Below are 19,141 nucleotides of genomic sequence, written 5' to 3'. Positions count from 1 at the left end.
GGATACGACTCAAGATGAATTTTTCCAAGTTCTTCATTTCGCGGCCGATCTTCGCAGCGGTGCTTTCGCTGCTGATCCTGATCGCCGGTGCAATTTCGCTGTTCCAACTGCCGATCAGCGAATACCCGGAAGTGGTGCCGCCGACTGTCGTGGTGCGCGCCAACTTCCCGGGCGCCAACCCCAAGGTCATCGGTGAAACCGTGGCCGCGCCGCTGGAGCAAGCCATCACCGGCGTCGAGAACATGCTGTACATGTCCTCGCAGTCGACCGCCGACGGCAAGCTGACCCTGACCATCACCTTCGCCCTGGGCACCGACCTGGACAACGCGCAGGTGCAAGTGCAAAACCGCGTGACCCGGACTCAGCCGAAACTGCCTGAGGAAGTGACGCGCATCGGTATCACCGTGGACAAGGCCTCCCCCGACCTGACCATGGTGGTGCACTTGACCTCCCCGGATCAGCGCTACGACATGCTGTACCTGTCCAACTACGCCTTGCTCAATGTGAAGGATGAGTTGGCGCGTCTGGGCGGTGTGGGTGACGTGCAACTGTTCGGTATGGGCGACTACTCCCTGCGTGTTTGGCTGGACCCGAACAAGACCGCTTCGCGCAACCTGACGGCCACTGACGTGGTGACGGCAATCCGTGAGCAGAACCGCCAGGTCGCCGCCGGTGCCCTGGGTGCACAACCTGCCCCGACCGCCACTGCGTTCCAGTTGTCGGTGAACACCCAAGGTCGCCTGGTGACCGAGGAAGAGTTCGAGAACATCATTATTCGCTCCGGCGATAACGGTGAAATCACCCGCCTCAAAGACATCGCACGGGTGGAGCTGGGCTCCAGCCAATACGCCCTGCGTTCGTTGCTGAACAACCAGCCGGCCGTGGCGATCCCGATCTTCCAGCGCCCTGGCTCCAACGCGATCGAGATCTCCAACGAAGTGCGCGGCAAAATGGAGGAGCTGAAAAAGAGCTTCCCGCAAGGCATGGACTACAGCATCGTCTATGACCCGACCATCTTCGTGCGCGGCTCCATCGAAGCGGTGGTGCACACCCTGTTCGAAGCGTTGATCCTGGTGGTGCTGGTGGTGATCCTGTTCCTGCAGACCTGGCGCGCCTCGATCATTCCCTTGGTGGCGGTGCCGGTATCGTTGATCGGTACGTTTGCGGTGATGCACCTGTTCGGCTTCTCGCTCAACGCGCTGTCGCTGTTCGGCCTGGTATTGGCGATCGGTATCGTGGTGGACGACGCCATCGTGGTGGTGGAGAACGTCGAGCGGAACATCGAGCTGGGATTGGAACCGTTTCCGGCCACTGAAAAAGCCATGAGCGAAGTGACCGGCCCGATCATCGCCACCGCGTTGGTGCTGTGTGCGGTGTTCGTACCTGCGGCCTTCATCAGCGGCTTGACCGGGCAGTTCTATAAGCAGTTCGCCTTGACCATTGCGATCTCGACGGTGATCTCGGCGTTCAACTCACTGACCCTGTCCCCTGCCCTGGCTGCGGTATTGCTCAAGAGCCACAACGCGCCGAAGGATGGTTTCTCCAAGTTCCTCGACAAGTTGCTGGGCGGCTGGTTGTTCAAACCGTTCAACCGCTTCTTTGACAAGGCCAGCCATGGTTATGTCGGCACCGTGCGCCGCGTGATCCGTGGCAGTGGTATTGCGCTGTTCCTGTACGCCGGCCTGATGGTCCTGACCTGGCTGGGCTTTGCCCACACCCCGACCGGTTTCGTACCGGCCCAGGATAAGCAATACCTGGTGGCCTTCGCCCAATTGCCGGACGCCGCAAGCCTGGACCGCACCGAAGACGTGATCAAGCGCATGTCCGACATCGCGCTGAAACAGCCGGGCGTGGAAGCCGCCGTGGCCTTCCCAGGCCTGTCGATCAACGGTTTCACCAACAGCCCGAACAGCGGCATCGTGTTCGTGACCTTGAAACCGTTCGACGAGCGTAAAGACCCGAGCATGTCTGCCGGAGCGATTGCCGGTGCACTGAACGGCAAGTACAGCAGCATCCAGGAAGCCTACATGGCGATCTTCCCACCGCCGCCGGTACAGGGCCTGGGTACGATTGGTGGTTTCCGCCTGCAGATCGAAGACCGTGGCAACCTGGGTTACGACGAGCTGTACAAAGAAGTGCAGAACATCATCACCAAGAGCCGCACCACGCCGGAACTGTTCGGCCTGTTCACCAGCTACACGGTCAACGTGCCCCAGGTCGATGCCGCCATCGACCGTGAAAAGGCCAAGACCCACGGCGTGGCGATCAGCGACATCTTCGACACCCTGCAGATCTACCTGGGCTCGTTGTATGCCAACGACTTCAACCGCTTCGGCCGCACCTACCAGGTCAACGTGCAGGCTGAGCAGCAGTTCCGCCTGGACGAAGACCAGATCGGCCAGTTGAAAGTGCGCAACAACAAAGGCGAGATGATCCCGCTGGCGACCTTCATCAAGGTCAGCGACACCTCCGGGCCGGACCGCGTGATGCACTACAACGGCTTCATCACCGCAGAAATCAACGGCAACGCTGCACCGGGCTACAGCTCGGGCCAGGCTGAAGCGGCGATCGAGAAACTGCTGAAAGAAGAACTGCCCAACGGCATGACCTACGAGTGGACCGACCTGACCTATCAGCAAATCCTCTCGGGCAACACCGCACTGTTCGTGTTCCCGCTCTGCGTACTGCTGGCGTTCCTGGTACTGGCCGCCCAATACGAAAGCTGGAGCCTGCCATTGGCGGTGATCCTGATTGTACCGATGACCCTGCTGTCGGCGATTACCGGGGTAATCATCTCGGGTGGCGACAACAACATATTCACCCAGATCGGCTTGATCGTACTGGTGGGCCTGGCGTGTAAGAACGCGATTCTGATCGTCGAGTTCGCCAAGGACAAACAGGCAGAAGGCCTCGACCCGCTCGCTGCGGTACTGGAAGCCTGCCGTCTGCGTCTGCGGCCGATCCTGATGACCTCGTTCGCCTTCATCATGGGTGTGGTGCCACTGGTGTTGTCCAGCGGTGCGGGTGCCGAGATGCGTCATGCCATGGGCGTGGCGGTGTTCTCCGGGATGATCGGTGTGACCTTCTTCGGTCTGTTGCTGACGCCAGTGTTCTACGTACTGATCCGTCGCTATGTGGAGCGCCAAGAGGCACGCAAAGCGGCCAAGGCCTTGAAGCTGGAGACACAGCAATGAGTGTGAAAGTATTCCTGCCGAGCTTGCTGGTACTGGCGCTGAGCGCCTGTGCCGTAGGCCCGGACTACAAAGCCCAGACCCCGGAGGCGGCCAACATCACGGCCGCTGCCGATGCCAAGCAGTATGACCACGCCAAGTTCGAAGGCATCTGGTGGCAGCAGTTCGAAGACCCGACCCTCAACCAGTTGGTGACCCAGTCGCTGCAGGGCAACCGTGATCTACGCGTCGCCTTTGCCCGCCTGCGGGCGGCCCGTGCGATCCGCGATGACGCCAGCAATGACGCCATGCCGACCATCACCAGCCGGGTCAGCAGTGACCAGGGCAAAGGCCAGATCCCGGGCCAGACCACTAGCCGCGTCAAGACCGAGCGTTACGACCTCGGCCTGGACATGGCCTGGGAACTGGACCTGTTCGGCCGCATCCAGCGCAACCTGGAAGCCACCGACGCCGACCAGCAAGCCGCCGAGGCTGACTTGTACCAGCTGCAAGTCACCATGATTGCCGAACTGGTGGACGCCTATGGCCAATTGCGTGGCGTGCAACTGCGTGAACGCATTGCCCTGGACAACCTGAAGAACCAGCAAGAATCGCGCACCATCACGGTCAGCCTGCGGGATGCCGGTGTGGGCGACCAACTCGACGTGGAGCGTGCCGACGCACGCCTCGCGGCAGTCGAAGCCAGCGTGCCGCAACTACAGGCCGAACAAGTGCGCGAGCGTAACCGCATCGCCACCCTCCTGGGCCAGCGTCCGGACAAGCTGACCGTCGACCTGGGCCCTAAAGACCTGCCGGCGATTGCCAAAGCGTTGCCGATCGGCGATCCAGGGCAACTGCTGCAACGTCGCCCGGACATCCTCAGCGCCGAACGCAAACTGGCCGCCGCCACCGCGCGTATCGGCGTGGCCAAGGCCGACCTGTTCCCACGGGTCAGCCTCAGCGGCTTCCTCGGCTTCACCGCTGGGCGTGGTTCGCAGATCGGCTCGTCCGCCGCGAATGCCTGGGCCCTGGGCCCAAGCATCACCTGGGCAGCCTTCGACCTGGGCAGCGTGCGCGCCCGTTTGCGCGGCGCCGATGCCGAGGCAGATGGCGCCCTGGCAACCTACGAGCAGCAAGTGTTGTTGGCGCTGGAAGAGTCCGAGAACGCCTTCAGCGACTACGGCAAGCGCCAGCAACGTTTGGTTTCGCTGATCCGCCAAAGCGAATCCAGCCGCGCCGCCGCCGACCTGGCCGCGATCCGCTACCGCGAAGGCACCGTGGACTTCCTGGTATTGCTCGACGCGCAACGTGAGCGCCTGGCCGCCGAAGACTCCCAGGCCCAGGCCGAAGTGGACTTGTATCGCGGCATCGTCGCGATCTACAAGGCGTTGGGCGGTGGCTGGCAGCCGGATACGGTGGTCGCCAGCGCCAAGTGATGTAAAGAGCTCCTTTGGTTGGTCGCATCCAGCCAATTTTTTGCCCCGTGATCCATTCGGTCACGGGGCTTTTTTTGGTCCTTGATTAACCAGCTTCACCCATAATCAAACTCCGGTAATGCCCTGGATTCGACCCCGCCCACTTACGAAACGCCTTATAAAACGAACTCGTATCAGCAAACCCCAGCCGCGCCGCAATCTCGGCAAAGCTGATCTGCGGCTCCGCCAACCACACAATCGCCAATTCCTTACGCACGCTGTCCTTGAGCCCCTGATAGGTCTGCCCTTCTTCTGCCAGGCGACGGCGCAAGGTTGAGGCCGAGATGCACAGGCTCACCGCGAGGCCTTCGGTTTCCGGCCAGGTTTCGGGGGGCATTTGGCGTAAATCGTGTTTGATCCGCGTGGCGAAGCTGTCGGGGTCGCGGTACTTGACCAGGATATTAGCCGGTGCATGGGCCAGGAAACGCTTGAGTTCTTCCGGGGTGCGCTTGATCGGCAGGTCCAGGCAGTCGGCAGAGAAGATCATCCGCGTGCGGGGTCGGTCGAAGCGCAGGTTGTCGGAAAACATCACCTGGTAGTCGTCACAGAATTCCGGCTTTGCGCAGCGCAGCTCAATCGCCAGGATTGGAATACGTCGTCCTGCCAACCAGCACGCGACACCGTGGACGATCATCCAGTAAGTGAAGTAAGTGAAGGCCCGATTAGGTTCAGCCTCGGGCTCGACCAGTACGATCTCCGCCAGACTTTGTTGACGCACCAACTCAGCGGGCAGTCGCTCCAGCATCAGTGACAGGAACTCCAGCCCGGCCTCCAGGGCGGTGGCAAGCGTTGGCTGCGCCATTGCAGCGCGGCAGAGAAACGCCAGGCTGCCGGACCTGAGCTTGCGCGGGTCCATACCGAAGAACTCATCATCGGTGCGCCGTGCCAAAAGACGCCACAGCCGTGCGTAGGTGGTGGCCGAAACCCGCGCAGCAGGCTCGGCCAGCCACTGCGGGTCAATCCCGGCTTTGTGCAGCACTTCGGCACTCGTCGCCCCAGGCGCGCAGCTTTGCAGCAAGGCTTCGCGCACAAGGTGAATAGAGATGGTGTCTTTTTCCGACATGGTGGACCGCGTATCCAGAGCTGCGCAAAGAATGGCACGCATCATAAGGGCGGACGCGCTTTGCCACCACCGTTCAGCCACTGTTCAGCAAACGTCAAGAATTGTTGTTTAGCAATGAGTATCATTATGTTACAACTTAGCACCCTATCTAGTTGTCACGCGGTGCCGAATGCTCGTTCCTTTCCTCATCATGCTGCGCGAAGGCATTGAAGCCGCATTGATCGTTGGCATTATCGCCAGCTACCTGCAACAGACCGGCCGTGGCCAGTGGATGCCGGCCGTATGGATCGGCGTATTTCTCGCCGCCGCACTGGCCCTGTTGGTCGGTGGTGGCCTGGAACTGGTCAGCGCCGAGTTCCCGCAAAAACAACAGGAATTGTTCGAAGGCATCGTCGGCCTGGTCGCCGTGGGCATCCTCAGCTCCATGGTGTTCTGGATGCGCAAGGTGGCGCGTTCCATCAAGCACTCCCTGCACGAATCTCTCGATCACGCGTTGGCCGGTTCCAAGCACCAGGTCACCGCGCTGATCCTCATGGTGTTTTTCGCCGTGGCCCGCGAAGGCCTGGAAACCGTGTTCTTCCTGCTGGCCGTGTTCCAACAGAGTGAAGGCCCAGGCGCGCCGATTGGCGCCCTGCTCGGCTTGATCCTGGCGATCATCGTCGGTTTCCTGATCTACACCGGCAGCATGCGCCTGAACCTGGGCGCGTTTTTCCGCTGGACCGGCTTGTTTATCCTCGTGGTGGCCGCCGGCATCCTGGCCAATTCGGTGCAAGCCCTGCACGAAGCGGGCGTATGGAATCACCTGCAAACCGTGCTGTTCGACTTCAGCGCCGCGCTGCCCATGGACAGCCCGTTGGGCTCGGTGCTGGCCGGGATGTTCGGCTATCAGGAAGCGCCCACCATCAGCACCCTCGGCGCCTACCTGATTTACCTGGTGGTAGCTCTGGTGATGTTCTTCCTGCCCACCGCACCGTCCAAGCCTGCCGCCTCACCTTCTTCTGTTGCCAACCAGTAAGGACCGCCTCTTGTCCAACCCTACTCCTCAACCGTCCTCTCCACCCCGCGCCCTGCGCTGGGCCGTGGCGGGCTCGGTGGTCGTGATGATCGCCGCCGGAGGCCTGTTCTATTACGCCTCGCAACTGGCGGCCAGCAAGCGCCAGACCAACCACAATGAAATCGCCGTGACCATCCATGGCCACGCCTGCGAACCGAATGAGCTGACCGTGCCCGCCGGCCGCGCCAGCTTTCGCATCATCAACCGCTCCGACCGTGCGGTGGAATGGGAAATCCTCGACGGCGTGCTAGTGGTCGAAGAGCGCGAAAATATCGCCCCCGGCCTGAGCCAGGTGATCAACGCTAACCTGCTGCCCGGCGACTACGCGATCACCTGCGGCCTGCTGAGCAACCCGCGCGGCACCTTGCACGTAACGCCGACCGCCGAGTCCGATGCGCAAGCCAAGGCCAAGCCGTCGATGGTGGCGTTTATCGGGCCACTGTCGGAATTCCGCGTGTACCTGAGCAGCCAAGGCAGCGCATTGATCAAGGCCGTCACCGCCTTGCAACAGGCCGTCGACGCCGGCGAACTGGCCCAGGCTCAAGCGCTCTATGTTCCGGCGCGCGAGGCTTACCAACGCCTGGCCCCCGCATCGCAACGCCTGGCCGAGCTGGACAACGCGATCAACGCCCGCGCCGACTACTTTGAAAAGCGCGAGCAGGACCCGGCCTTCAGCGGCTTCCATCGCCTGGAATACAGCCTGTTCCAGCAACGCAGTCTCGATGGCTTGGCGCCGGTTGCTCAGCGCCTGCTGACCGACGTCACCACCCTCAAGCAACAACTGCTCGCCCAGTCGCTGCCGCCGGAGCAGTTGGTCAGCATTGTGGTGCGCAACCTCAACAGCCTGGCCGATGTACGTGCCATCAGCGGTGAAGAAGAGCGCTACAGCCACGTCGACCTGAATGGTTTCGCCGCCAACCTGGAGGCCGCCCACAAAGTCGTCGACCTGATGCGCCCTTTGCTGACCAAGTCTGCCGCAGACCTGCTGCCTAAAGTCGACAGCGCTCTCACGGCCTTCGACAGCCAACTCAACGAATTGAAAGTCGACGGCCAGTACCGCCGCTACGACAGCGTAACCGCCGATCAGCGCAAGCAGATCGCCGACAAGGCCAAGGCTCTGGCCGCTGCACTCGATGGAATCGACCCCGCCCTTGGCCTCTCCGGCCTGCAGTGAAGACGACCGCAAACATGAGTGATTCAGAACAATTTGACCTTACTCGCCGCCGTGTCCTGCTGGGCATGGCCGCCACCGGCGCCGCCATTGCCGGCAGCACCCTGACCTGCCCGGCCATGGCCGCCGAGCAAGTCACCACCGCACCGCGCAGCGACAAGACCCAGGACCACCACGATTTTTTTGGCAAGCACCAGAGCGGTATCGTCACGCCGCGCCCAGCCTGCGGCATGCTCGTGGCGTTCGACGTACTGGCCAGTGATCGTGAAGACCTGGAGCGCCTGTTCCGCACCTTGAACGAACGCATCGCCTTCCTGATGACCGGCGGCACCGTGCCGCAAGTCGACCCGAAACTGCCGCCGACCGACTCCGGCATCCTCGGCCCGGTGGTCACGCCGGACAACCTGACCATTACCGTGTCCGTCGGAGAATCACTGTTCGATGAGCGCTTCGGACTCACCGCAGTCAAGCCCAAGCGCCTGAGCCGCATGGTTGGCTTCCCCAACGATGCACTGGAACCGGCGCAGTGCCACGGCGACCTGAGCCTGCAATTCAGCTCCAACACGCCGGACACCAATATCCACGCCCTGCGCGACATCGTGAAGAATCTTCCGGACTTGCTGCTGGTGCGCTGGAAGCAGGAAGGCAGCGTGCCGCCCCAGGCACCGAGCAAACCCGGCGAGCCTGCGCAAAGCGCGCGCAACTTCCTGGGTTTTCGTGACGGTTCGGCCAACCCGAACTCCAACGATGCCAAGGCCATGGACCAGATTGTGTGGGTACAACCGGGCAGCGACGAACCGGCCTGGGCGGCCAACGGCAGTTATCAGGCCGTGCGCATCATCCGCAACTTCGTCGAGCGCTGGGACCGTACCCCGCTGCAAGAACAGGAGAGCATCATCGGCCGCATCAAGCCGACCGGTGCGCCCATGGACGGCGACAAAGAGACCCAGGTGCCCGACTACAGCAAGGACCCCGAAGGCAAAGTGACCAAGCTCGATGCCCACATCCGCCTGGCCAACCCGCGCACCCCGCAGACTCAGGCCAACCTGATCCTGCGCCGGCCGTTCAACTACTCCAACGGCGTCAACAAAAACGGTCAGCTGGATATGGGGCTGTTGTTCATCTGCTACCAGGCTGACCTGGAGAAAGGCTTTATCAGCGTGCAAACCCGGCTCAATGGCGAGCCCCTGGAGGAATACCTAAAGCCAGTCGGTGGCGGGTACTTCTTCACCTTGCCGGGCGTCACGGGGCCGAAGGATTTCATCGGGCGCACGCTGCTGACTGCAACGCACCCTCAAACCACTGCCCAGACCTAAAACAAACCCAGAGCGGAAATCGTCCCATGAAAAAGTCGTCTATCGCGTTGTCGTTATTGCTGACCCTTTCGCCGCTGGCAGCCTTCGCCGCTACCGCGCCGCTGGACCTGGTAGGGCCGGTGTCGGACTACAAAATCTACGTCACCGAAGAAATCGGCGAGCTGGTCACCCAGACCCAGGCCTTCACTGACGCCATCAACAAAGGCGACCTGGCCACCGCCAAGAAGCTCTACGCACCGACCCGCGTGCACTATGAGTCCATCGAGCCGATCGCCGAGCTGTTCAGCGACCTTGATGCGTCCATCGACTCCCGCGTCGACGACCATGAAAAAGGCGTGACCGCCGAAGACTTCACCGGCTTCCACCGTATCGAATACGCGCTGTTCTCGCAGAACACCACCAAGGGCCTGGAAGCGCTGACCGCCAAGCTCAACACCGACGTCAACGACCTCAAGACCCGCGTCGATGGTCTGACCTTCCCGCCTGAGAAAGTCGTGGGCGGTGCCGCAGCATTGCTGGAAGAAGTCGCCGCCACCAAGATCTCCGGCGAAGAAGACCGCTACAGCCACACCGACCTGTATGACTTCCAGGGCAATATCGACGGCGCGAAGAAAATCGTCGACCTGTTCCGTGGCCAGATCGAGAAGCAAGACAAGGCCTTCCTGGCCAAGGTCGACAAGAACTTCGCAACCGTGGACAAGATCCTGGCCAAGTACAAGACCAAGGACGGTGGTTTCGAGACCTATGACAAGGTGAAGGACAATGACCGCAAGGCCTTGGTGGGGCCAGTCAATACCCTGGCTGAAGACCTGTCGACCCTGCGTGGCAAGCTAGGCCTGAACTGACCGTCGTAGCGCTCGCCCACGCTGTCGGGCGAGCGCTACGCGGCTCAAGCGCCCAGCCTGAAATCACGCAATGGCGTACCAAACGGTTGATTCGTTCTTGGATTGATCGCGTACCAATCGCCCCCGTGTCGTTGCGCCGATACCGGCACCCCCTGATACACACCGGACGAACCGGCCGACGCAGTCGGCGCTTTAGAGTCCCATGCGCCAGCAAGCCAGAAACTTCTCAACTTCTCCTCGACGGTTATCAGATGAGGAGCCGCGTTGCCAAGCCTCGTCGCACCACTGGCCAGCAACGGTAGTTTGATCAAGCCTTTGAGCGCAGAGTTGACCAGTTGCCCATATCCATCCGCCGGGTTCATGGCTGCACTGGTGAAAAGCGCCGACGCCTTGATGAAGTTGAATGCCCGATCACCGAAGCTCTCCACGGGTTTAGCCCAGGCGACTTTTGGCGCGAGGGGATGCACTACGCTGCCCAGCTTGCGAAGGGCGCCACCCAGCGGGTTGTGCGTGATTGATCTGCCCGCGCGTATCAACGCCCGTGCCCGACCTCCCGCGCCCAGGGCCAGCCCGACCAGGTCCAGCCCCAGGTTGAACAATCCCTTGCCGATATTGCCGGTGGCAAACTCCTGGTAGGCGCCCACAAATGGCACCAGCCCGAGCAAAATTGCTTTTTCAGCCCCCAGCGCCTCGCGTTGCTTTTCCAGGGGCAAACTCCCTTTGGCCCGGGCAAGCATGGCGTCATCGGCCTCATAGAAATTGAGCTCGGCAATACGCGACGCAATACTGTGTATCTTCGACGATGCATAAGTGCCAGGTACGTAGGTTTCCAGTGCCTCACCGGCCGCAAGTGAACGGCCAGCGATAGGCCCACCGAGTTTTCCAACAATGACTTTGGACGTGCTACCAGGCTTCGCTTCAGTGCCTTTAGCGTAGGCTTCATAGTCCACGCCCAGGCTGAATCCGCCCGTAAACGCGGTCACATAAATGCCACTCAAGCCCATAGGGTTGGATTTGCCACCCGAGGCATCGCCCAATTTGAGTTGTTTTGGCAGATTGCTGCGCTTGACGATCGTGCCGTTCGCAAACACTTCGTAATAATTCACCTTGCCATCCAGTTCGGCGCGCAACAGCGTACCTTGCCGACCCCGAGTCGCAGCCCGATCTGCGGCTGTCTCCGTGGCCGGGGGCAACCCGGTTTCCCCGCGTATGCCGTACAACTGGACCGTCCCCAGCTCCAACATTTGGCGATCCTCCAATGAAAGTTCGGAGAACATCAGCTTGAGCCGCGTGGTATAGACGGTCTGGAGCGATTGTCGGTGCTCATTGACCGCTGTTTGCAGCAGGGTGTCCAGCATCGGCAACTTGCGGATTCGTGCATCCAACGCATCGCGTTTCTCTTGGGGCGCTATGACTTCATGGCTCCGCTGATAGGGAGAAGTCCGGGGACGAACCGCAGTTTGCGGCATATCGTGGGTCAGCACCCACTTACCCGTCGTCAAGTCGCCGGTCATGTACGTTTCAACCAGAGAACGCGTACGCGGCTCGGAGACGCGCATGTTCCGCAATACGTCACTGTCGGCGATCACTACCTTCATCGCTTCCAACTGGCTGGCCGTGAAATCTGGAAATACCTTTAGCAACTCCTGGATTGCCATGGCTTTGCGATCCGGCATCGCCGTCACCGCGCTCAAGGCGGTGTTAACCTCTTCGCGCTGTTTGAAAAACGCTTCGCTGGCGGTCTTAAGCGCCTCTGGAGGGTGTTCCCCGTCAATCAGCGCTGGAATGACCCCGTTGAGCACCGCCCAATCCAGCAATAATTTCATCGCATGCAGTTGCATCAATGCCGCCTGCGCCTCGCTGGTAGGCGCCAGCGTGGTCAGCTCGCTGACCTGCTCTTCAGTCATTCCACGGGACGTCCCGGGCGCTATGCGATCCGCCATCGCAGCCCCCAGGCGTAGCTCCACCCATGCAGGCGTACCGACGCGGATGGATGGAGGCACATCCCTCACCAGAAACTCGGGAGCGGCCTGCGCCAGGCCGATGTGGGCCACCAGCACGGCGAGTTTTGGATCGAGCCCTTGTGTGTCTTGCAGGTGCTGTTCAACATCGCGGCGTACCGCGCTGAAGGAGCGCCCCATATTCGCGGGTTGATAAACATTGTAGCCAGCGATGAAGCCTGGCTTCGCGGGTGCCTCGGCGTCCGAGTGCAGTGCGAGCGCAGCGAGAACCAACTGTTGGCTCACCGCTTTGGGCAACGGCGAATCCATCCATATCAAGTCGCGTGCCAAGGATTCGCCAAAGGCCAAGGCGTCGCGTCCGTTCAGCAGTTTTTCCAGCTGCTCAGTAGGGTTGTCTCGCAATGCCTGCACGGATATTTCGCTGAGATCGTAAAAACCCTGAGGAACTTCGCCGCCAAAACGCTGGCTGGCGCTGGCCTTAAGGATGGCTTTATCGTCCGAAGTCAATTGGCCAGGCGACCACTCCCTTGCCATCAGCGCGGCATAATTTCCCAACGGCGGCACGGGGGGCAAGGTCGCGGTGCGTAACCACTGGACCACGTTGCGTGTCTCACCGGCGGTGCGCGGTGAACCCAACCCTTTGTGATCCAGGTACTGGCGGATATCGCAGTAAGGCGTGGAGTACAAGGCGTTCCCCCAGGTGTGGCTCAGGGTGACCAACGGGCGAAATTGCTGGTCAAGTTCGGCAACATGGGTGATGTACGCGGTGAGATCAATCCACTCCCCTGCCGGGGTCTTGTGCTCGAACCGCCCCTCGGACACACGAAACGCTTGGCCCGGCCATATCAGGTCTTTGATCAATGCCTGCACGGCCGGCGATTCACTGAAGCGTTTCAACCGGGCCTGTGCAACCTCATCTCCCGCCGCCAGTGGCGTGCTCACCGACAACTGCACTGGCTGGGTTGACCAGTCATAAGGCGTATCGTCAGGCAGGTCCTTGACGGCGCTCTCCAATTGGTCCGCCAGGAAGGCGCGCTCATCCAGATCACCAACGGATTGCCGGACGCGCTCAAGACTGACGCTGAGCTGCTGATACTGCTGCGCAGGCATCACCAGACCGGAGGTACGCAAGGATGCTAACAACTCATCCCGGTCCTCTGTAAAGACGGGAAGTTGCAAGCCAAAGGCCTGCAAGACCAAGGAATGGGGCACCCAGGATTCACCTGCCTGCAAGTAAGGAAGCCCCTCGTCGGACGGGTCCAACACATCTTTGATGCTGCGCAGCCTCACGCTGGCCTGCCCCCATCCGGAGCTGTCCGTGGTGCTGAATGTTACGGCCGTACGGACACCGTCACGGTAGACATAACCGCTGATACTGTCGCGGTGCAGTGTCAAGGTAGACATTTCCAGACCTTTGCTGGCGAACCATGCCTGTAACTGCGGATGAGCCAGTACTTTTGCGTAAATGTCCAGTGCAGGCGCCAAGGAGCTGTCCGCCGAGGCTTCTACTGTGGAATAACCGCCCTCCATGGAGGCCAGCAAGCGTTTCCCCAGCGCGGTATCTGCAGATGCCCGCCCAGAGTTAGCGGGAGGTGCGGCAGGCAAGGTCCAGCCGGGCGTAGAGTGTTGTTGCTCTACGCTGCCCGACTCACGCCGTAGACGTCGCACGGGGGCCTCTGGTACGGGAGATTGAGGGCCTATCGCTTCCTCAGCAACGATGGTAGCGCCGGGATAAACAGGGATTTGGGCCGCAGGCACTCGGGTCAACGCAGGACTTGCCAACATGGGTATGTTCTCTCAATTGCACCTTAAAGGATGAAACCGTAAGTCCATGAACGGTTTAGAGAGAGTAAGAAATCTATCGGCAGCCTAGCCTCCAGACTTTTCCGGAACGATGAGAAAAACAGCTCAGAGGACTGTAGGAAGCTCATAGAATCCGGTACAACAGCCGCTCGATCCGCACCCGGCTGACCCGACGAAGAAACTTGCCGACCGCCTCTGGATAGTCCAGCAGCGTTTGCAGATCCTGGTACCCCTCGATACGCGTGGTGTGCTGGAAAATCTGCGCCAGCTCGGTGCGTCGCGGCGCCAGCCACTCGCTCTTGGGATCATCGATCAACAAGGCGTTTTCCAGGTCGAGACGGAACGCGCGCGGGTTGAGGTTGTTGCCGGTAAGCAAGGTGTAGCGCTGGTCGACCCACATCCCCTTGAGGTGGTAAGTGTTATCGCCGTCGCGCCATAGGTGCAGGTTCAACTGGCCGCTGTCGATCATCGGCTGATGGCGCTTGGCAAAGCGGCGCAGGCTGATTTCGTAGAGGTAAGGCAGCGCCGCAATGACCTTGAACGGCTCGCTGGGCGGGATGTAGAAGTCGTTGGCGGTCTTGTCGCCGACGACGATGTCGATCTTCACCCCACGCGCCAGCGCGCGGTTGATTTCGCGGGTTACCGGCAGCGGCAGGTTGAAGTACGGGGTGCAGATAGTCAGATGATGTTGGGCGCTGGCGATCAGTTCGAGAACCACGCGGTTCAGGGGGTTGTTCTTGCCGACCCCGAGCAAAGGGCTGACTGAGAGGTGACCATTGGGCAGTTGCCCGGCCGTGGTGTCGTAAGCCGCGTGTTTCAGGCGGCTGCGCAAATCGCCGATGTCGTTGCGCAGGCTGCGGGTGGTGGGCGGATTGGGCAGGTCCAGACGATTGACCGCCTTGGACGCCACCAGGCCGTGCTCCACCAGGTGCTGCATCGAGTCGGCGAGCGCTTTGCTGTGGATCAAGTGATACCGGTCGAAGCGGTACTTGTCGAATTTGTGCAGGTACACGTTGTTCAGGCTGGCGCCGCTGTACAGCACCGTGTCGTCAATCACGAAGCCCTTGAGGTGCAACACACCGAACAACTCGCGGGTTTGCACCGGCACGCCATACACCGGCACTTCGCTGCTATGGCTTTGAGTCATCGCCTGGTACCAGGCGCTGTTGCCCGGCTGCTTGCCGGCACCGATCAAGCCGCGCTGGGCGCGCAACCAGTCGACCACCACCACGATGTCCAATTCCGGTCGCGCAGCCTTGGCGGCGTGCAGGGCGTCGTAGATCTCCTGCCCCGCTTCGTCCTGCTGCAAGTACAGCGCGACGATATAGATGCGCCGGGTGGCCTGGGCAATCTTCTCCAGCAGGCAACGACGATAGGCGTCGGCACCGGACAGCACCTCAAGGGCATCGGGAGTGAGGGGGAAACCGCGCAGTTTGGGCAACAGGGAGCGTTTGAAGAACGACGGCATAAGGCTCGCAATGGGTCGAATCCGAAGAGGCCCCGAGCTTACACCATGGGGGTGCTCAGGTCTCGCTGCGGCGCATGGAAAAATTTTAATTGACCAAGAAGAACGATCGTTCTACTGTTCTCGGCATGAACGACATGACCCGTAATGACACCCGCGACATTATCCTCGACGTCACTGAAAAGTTGATCTATCGCCATGGCATCGCCGCCACCGGCATGGACTTCCTGGTGAAAACCGCCGGCGTGTCGAGAAAAAGTATTTACCGCTACTTCGCCAATAAAGACGAGCTGGTGATTGCCGCGCTGCAACGTCGCGATGAACGCTGGATGCGGTGGCTGCGCACTGAAGTGGAACGCCGCGAAGACACCGGAGAACGCCTGCTGGCGCTGTTCAGCGCGCTCAAGGACTGGTTCGGCACTGCCGACTTCCGGGGCTGCGCGTTCATCAACACCAGTGGCGAAACCGGTGATCCGCACGACCCGGTGCGCCTGCTGGCCAAGGCGCACAAACAAAAACTGTTCGAGTACGCACTTGAACTGTGTCAAGCACATGGCACCCCCGATCCCGAGCGGCAGGCCGCGCAACTGCTGATCCTGATCGATGGCGCCATTACCGTTGCCCTGGTGATGGGCGATTCAACAGCTGCCGATAATGCGCAATGCATGGCGCAAACGTTATTGGGACTTTGAACCCGCAAGTAGGCGCAACTTCCGATACATCCTTATTCATTGAGGAACTGCCCAATGTCATCGACTGTAGAAACACGTCCGCCCCTGCCGCCGTTCACGCGCGCGTCGGCCATCGAGAAAGTCCGTCTGGCCGAAGACGGCTGGAACTCCCGTGATCCGCAGCGGGTGTCCCTGGCCTACACGCTGGACACAAAATGGCGTAACCGCGCCGAATTCGCGCATAACCGCGAAGAAGCCAAAGGTTTCCTCACCCGCAAATGGGCCAAGGAACTGGACTACCGCCTGATCAAGGAGTTGTGGGCATTCACCGATAACCGCATCGCGGTGCGTTATGCCTATGAGTGGCACGACGATTCGGGCAACTGGTTCCGTTCCTACGGCAATGAAAACTGGGAATTCGACGAGAACGGCCTGATGGCTAATCGTTTTGCCTGCATCAACGATCTGCCGATCAAGGAAAGCGAGCGCAAGTTCCACTGGCCGCTGGGTCGACGCCCGGATGATCATCCGGGGTTGTCTGAACTAGGCCTATGACCCCTCCCTTGTAGGAGCCCGGCTTGCCGGCGATGACGGTATCAAACTCGCCATCGCCGGCAAGCCGGGCGCCTACGGATTGTATGGAGCGTCAATCCTGGTTCAGGCCAACTCGATACAACACGCCATCATCCTCGTCCGTCAGCACATACAAAAAGCCATCTGGCCCTTGCCGTACATCACGGATCCGCGCTTTCAATCCACCGAGCAAGCGCTCCTCGTGGATCACCTTGTCGCCATCAAACTGCAAGCGGATCAACTCCTGGCTGACCAGCGCACCGATAAACACGTTGTGCTGCCAGGGCTTGAAGCGATCCGCATCGTAAAACGCCATGCCACTGATACCCGGCGACTTTTCCCACACATGATGGGGCGGCACTGTGCCTTCCACCGTTTTGCCCTTGGCTTCGGGAATCGGTGTCAGCGAGTAGTTGATGCCGTGGGTCGCCAATGGCCAACCGTAGTTCTTGCCGCGCTCGATGATGTTGATCTCATCACCTCCGCGCGGCCCGTGTTCGTTTTCCCAGATCGTGCCACTCCAAGGATTCAGCGCCAGCCCCTGAGGGTTACGCTGGCCATAGGACCATATCTCCGGGCGCACGCCTTGCTGACCGACGAAGGGGTTGTCATCCGGCACGCGGCCGTCCGGGTAGATGCGTACGACCTTGCCTTGCAACTTGTCCAGATCCTGGGCCGTCGGGCGATCGTTGTTTTCACCCAGGGTCACGAACAGGTAACCATCGCGGTCGAACGCCAGGCGCGAGCCGAAGTGGTTACCGGTCGACAGCTTGGGCTCCTGGCGCAAGATCACCTTGAAGTCGGTCAAGCCACTGAGGTCTGCCGCCAGGCGCCCACGGCCCACTGCTGTGCCGGCGGTACCGCCTTTGCCCCCGCCTTCCGCGTAGGACAGGTAGACCATGCGGTCCTCTTTGAAGTCCGGCGACAACACCACATCCAGCAGACCACCCTGCCCTTTGGCCCAGACTTCCGGCACGCCCTTCAGTGGCGCGGACAGCTTGCCGTCGGGGCTGACAAAGCGCAGGTGGCCAGGACGCTCGGTCACCAGGAAGCCTTGCTGGTCCGGCAAAAAGGCCACCGCCCATGGGTGGTCCAGGCCTTTGGCGATTGGCGTCGCAGTGATGCTGCCCTGTTCGCTGGGGAACTGCTGGACGTCGGCGGCGTAAATGGCCGTCAACGGCAGCAGCGTGGTGGCGCAAAGGGCGGCTAGCAGGCTTTTGCGTAGAAACATAAGGCGAGATCCTTACCGGCGATTGCCGTTGGCATCATAAGTGGGGGCTTTGGTTTCGGTGGTCGGGCGGCTGGGGGCAGCGTCGCGTTTTGGATAGCTGTTGCCGATGCCGCCGTTTTCCAGGGTCGGTGTGCGCGTGGTCGGCCCGGTCTGGATACCGCGAACGGCCGGCGCATTCGGCTGGGTGCCCTGCATGCTGTTGGGATTGGCCCGGTGGATCGGGCCGTTATTGCCGTTGTTGTTGCCGGGCAGGTTTTGCGCCTGGGCCACAGGCATAAGTGCCAGACCCAACAACAGCGCTGCTACGTGACGCGTACAACTGTTCATGACAAAGCCTCTCTGGGGCGAGGAGTACGAGCTTTCGATAACACGCTACGCCTTGGGTTCGGCTTTCGACACTAAATAGTTTCTCATCAGGTGTAACACGATCTGTCCGCGCATCTGCTTGGGGAAACTTTTCCCACATCATCCGAGTCACCAGAACACAGCCTCTTCGTAAGGAATCGCACCTATGCCACGGGCAATCTGGAAAGGCGCCATCAGCTTTGGCCTGGTGCATATCCCGGTCTCACTGGTTTCGGCCACCTCCTCTCAAGGCGTTGACTTTGACTGGCTGGACAAGCGCAGCATGGACCCGGTGGGTTACAAGCGCATCAACAAGACCACCGGTAAAGAAGTGACAAAGGACAACATCGTCAAAGGCGTTGCGTTCGAGAAAGGCCGCTATGTGGTGCTCAGCGAAGAAGAAATCCGCTCGGCCCACCCCAAATCGACCCAGACCATCGAGATCATCGCGTTTGTCGCCAGCGACCAGATCCCGTTGCAGAACATCGATACCCCCTACTTCCTCGCACCGGACAAGCGTGGCGGCAAGGTCTACGCCTTGCTAAGGGAAACCCTTAGAAAAACCCGCAAGGTCGCCCTGGCCAATGTGGTGCTGCACACCAAGCAGCACCTGGCGGCGTTGATGCCCCTGGACTCGGCGCTGGTGCTGGTGATGCTGCGCTGGCCCGCCGAGGTGCGCAGCCTGGACGAACTGGAGCTGGGCAGTGACGTGACCAAACCGAGCCTGGCCAAGGGCGAATTGGACATGGCCAAGCGCCTGGTGGACGACATGAGCGCCGACTGGCAGCCGGACGACTACCGCGACAGCTTCCAGGAAAAAATCATGGCACTGGTGGCCAAGAAGGCCAAGGCCGGCAAGATCGAGGATGTGGAGACCAGGGACAGCGAAGAGCGCAAGTCCGCCGATGTGATCGACCTGACGGAACTGCTCAAGCGCAGCCTGGCCGGCAAACCCGCGAAGAAGCCTGCCACGAAAAAATCCACCAAGGCCTCCTGAG

General features: G+C 60.7%; 14 protein-coding genes. 9 read left to right on the top strand and 5 right to left on the bottom strand.

Features of this window, described 5'->3' with window-relative positions; translation table 11 throughout:
* The first annotated feature begins 14 nt into the window (after positions 1 to 14).
* The gene (locus tag RB216_RS13375) at positions 15 to 3,194 is read left to right on the top strand and encodes an efflux RND transporter permease subunit (RefSeq protein WP_028616062.1); all 3,180 of its coding nucleotides are present in this window, start codon (positions 15 to 17) and stop codon (positions 3,192 to 3,194) included.
* On the top strand, positions 3,191 to 4,606 hold the full coding sequence (locus RB216_RS13370; RefSeq protein WP_028616061.1) for an efflux transporter outer membrane subunit: 1,416 nt from the start codon (positions 3,191 to 3,193) through the stop codon (positions 4,604 to 4,606). The genes RB216_RS13375 and RB216_RS13370 overlap by 4 nt, the downstream gene beginning before the upstream one ends.
* 85 nt (positions 4,607 to 4,691) lie before the next feature.
* Here the strand turns inward: RB216_RS13370 and RB216_RS13365 are convergent, their stop codons facing one another.
* Positions 4,692 to 5,708: an AraC family transcriptional regulator gene (locus RB216_RS13365; RefSeq protein ID WP_305385281.1), complete on the bottom strand. Its 1,017-nt coding sequence runs from the start codon at positions 5,706 to 5,708 to the stop codon at positions 4,692 to 4,694.
* A 169-nt stretch (positions 5,709 to 5,877) separates the two neighbouring features.
* Here RB216_RS13365 and efeU point away from each other — a divergent pair, with 169 nt between their 5' ends.
* Genes efeU through efeO (RB216_RS13345) form a run of 4 tightly spaced genes read left to right on the top strand, consistent with a single transcriptional unit; the run spans position 5,878 to position 10,094 of the window.
* Entirely contained in the window at positions 5,878 to 6,723 is an 846-nt protein-coding gene (gene efeU, locus RB216_RS13360) for an iron uptake transporter permease EfeU (RefSeq protein ID WP_028616059.1), read from the top strand.
* A gap of 10 nt (positions 6,724 to 6,733) precedes the next feature.
* Positions 6,734 to 7,936 carry an iron uptake system protein EfeO gene (gene efeO, locus RB216_RS13355; RefSeq protein ID WP_308908810.1) on the top strand — a complete coding sequence of 401 codons (1,203 nt, stop codon included), beginning with the start codon at positions 6,734 to 6,736 and terminating at the stop codon, positions 7,934 to 7,936.
* Positions 7,937 to 7,950: 14 nt separating this feature from the next.
* Positions 7,951 to 9,249: an iron uptake transporter deferrochelatase/peroxidase subunit gene (efeB, locus tag RB216_RS13350; RefSeq protein WP_028616057.1), complete on the top strand. Its 1,299-nt coding sequence runs from the start codon at positions 7,951 to 7,953 to the stop codon at positions 9,247 to 9,249.
* Between the two features lie 26 nt (positions 9,250 to 9,275).
* Complete coding sequence (gene efeO / locus RB216_RS13345; protein WP_028616056.1) at positions 9,276 to 10,094, top strand: iron uptake system protein EfeO; 819 nt, start codon at positions 9,276 to 9,278, stop codon at positions 10,092 to 10,094.
* 44 nt (positions 10,095 to 10,138) lie between these two features.
* On the opposite strand, the gene RB216_RS13340 is transcribed toward efeO (RB216_RS13345), so the two are convergent.
* Both RB216_RS13340 and pssA read right to left on the bottom strand, forming a co-directional pair.
* Complete coding sequence (locus RB216_RS13340) at positions 10,139 to 13,597, bottom strand: hypothetical protein (RefSeq protein ID WP_308908809.1); 3,459 nt, start codon at positions 13,595 to 13,597, stop codon at positions 10,139 to 10,141.
* A 385-nt stretch (positions 13,598 to 13,982) separates the two neighbouring features.
* Positions 13,983 to 15,326, bottom strand: a complete 1,344-nt coding sequence (gene pssA, locus RB216_RS13335) for a CDP-diacylglycerol--serine O-phosphatidyltransferase (protein ID WP_308908808.1) — start codon at positions 15,324 to 15,326, stop codon at positions 13,983 to 13,985.
* Positions 15,327 to 15,451: 125 nt separating this feature from the next.
* Between pssA and RB216_RS13330 the strand changes: the two genes are divergently transcribed.
* Together RB216_RS13330 and RB216_RS13325 are read left to right on the top strand one after the other, a co-directional pair.
* Entirely contained in the window at positions 15,452 to 16,015 is a 564-nt protein-coding gene (locus tag RB216_RS13330; RefSeq protein ID WP_028616053.1) for a TetR/AcrR family transcriptional regulator, read from the top strand.
* A 54-nt stretch (positions 16,016 to 16,069) separates the two neighbouring features.
* Positions 16,070 to 16,549 carry a nuclear transport factor 2 family protein gene (locus RB216_RS13325; RefSeq protein WP_028616052.1) on the top strand — a complete coding sequence of 160 codons (480 nt, stop codon included), beginning with the start codon at positions 16,070 to 16,072 and terminating at the stop codon, positions 16,547 to 16,549.
* 91 nt (positions 16,550 to 16,640) lie between these two features.
* On the opposite strand, the gene RB216_RS13320 is transcribed toward RB216_RS13325, so the two are convergent.
* The gene (locus tag RB216_RS13320) at positions 16,641 to 17,798 is read right to left on the bottom strand and encodes a PQQ-dependent sugar dehydrogenase (RefSeq protein ID WP_028616051.1); all 1,158 of its coding nucleotides are present in this window, start codon (positions 17,796 to 17,798) and stop codon (positions 16,641 to 16,643) included.
* 12 nt (positions 17,799 to 17,810) lie between these two features.
* A complete protein-coding gene (locus RB216_RS13315) occupies positions 17,811 to 18,125 on the bottom strand; it encodes a hypothetical protein (RefSeq protein ID WP_028616050.1) in 315 nt (104 codons plus the stop codon).
* A 184-nt stretch (positions 18,126 to 18,309) separates the two neighbouring features.
* Between RB216_RS13315 and ku the strand changes: the two genes are divergently transcribed.
* The gene (ku, locus tag RB216_RS13310; RefSeq protein WP_028616049.1) at positions 18,310 to 19,140 is read left to right on the top strand and encodes a non-homologous end joining protein Ku; all 831 of its coding nucleotides are present in this window, start codon (positions 18,310 to 18,312) and stop codon (positions 19,138 to 19,140) included.
* The last annotated feature ends 1 nt before the right edge of the window (position 19,141 follow it).

The organism is Pseudomonas canadensis, from assembly GCF_030980095.1.
Classification (GTDB): Bacteria; Pseudomonadota; Gammaproteobacteria; order Pseudomonadales; family Pseudomonadaceae; genus Aquipseudomonas; species Aquipseudomonas canadensis.
The sequence above is the reverse complement of the archived record's forward strand: the minus strand, read 5'-3'. Positions and strand labels throughout refer to the sequence as shown.

Bases quoted from the DNA above. Each gene is read 5' to 3' on its own strand.
- RB216_RS13375 (WP_028616062.1), top strand. From the start codon at position 15: ATGAATTTTTCCAAGTTCTTCATTTCGCGGCCGATCTTCGCAGCGGTG.
- RB216_RS13370 (WP_028616061.1), top strand. From the start codon at position 3,191: ATGAGTGTGAAAGTATTCCTGCCGAGCTTGCTGGTACTGGCGCTGAGC.
- RB216_RS13365 (WP_305385281.1), bottom strand. From the start codon at position 5,708: ATGTCGGAAAAAGACACCATCTCTATTCACCTTGTGCGCGAAGCCTTG.
- efeU (WP_028616059.1), top strand. From the start codon at position 5,878: ATGCTCGTTCCTTTCCTCATCATGCTGCGCGAAGGCATTGAAGCCGCA.
- efeB (WP_028616057.1), top strand. From the start codon at position 7,951: ATGAGTGATTCAGAACAATTTGACCTTACTCGCCGCCGTGTCCTGCTG.
- efeO (WP_028616056.1), top strand. From the start codon at position 9,276: ATGAAAAAGTCGTCTATCGCGTTGTCGTTATTGCTGACCCTTTCGCCG.
- pssA (WP_308908808.1), bottom strand. From the start codon at position 15,326: ATGCCGTCGTTCTTCAAACGCTCCCTGTTGCCCAAACTGCGCGGTTTC.
- RB216_RS13330 (WP_028616053.1), top strand. From the start codon at position 15,452: ATGAACGACATGACCCGTAATGACACCCGCGACATTATCCTCGACGTC.
- RB216_RS13325 (WP_028616052.1), top strand. From the start codon at position 16,070: ATGTCATCGACTGTAGAAACACGTCCGCCCCTGCCGCCGTTCACGCGC.
- RB216_RS13320 (WP_028616051.1), bottom strand. From the start codon at position 17,798: ATGTTTCTACGCAAAAGCCTGCTAGCCGCCCTTTGCGCCACCACGCTG.
- RB216_RS13315 (WP_028616050.1), bottom strand. From the start codon at position 18,125: ATGAACAGTTGTACGCGTCACGTAGCAGCGCTGTTGTTGGGTCTGGCA.
- ku (WP_028616049.1), top strand. From the start codon at position 18,310: ATGCCACGGGCAATCTGGAAAGGCGCCATCAGCTTTGGCCTGGTGCAT.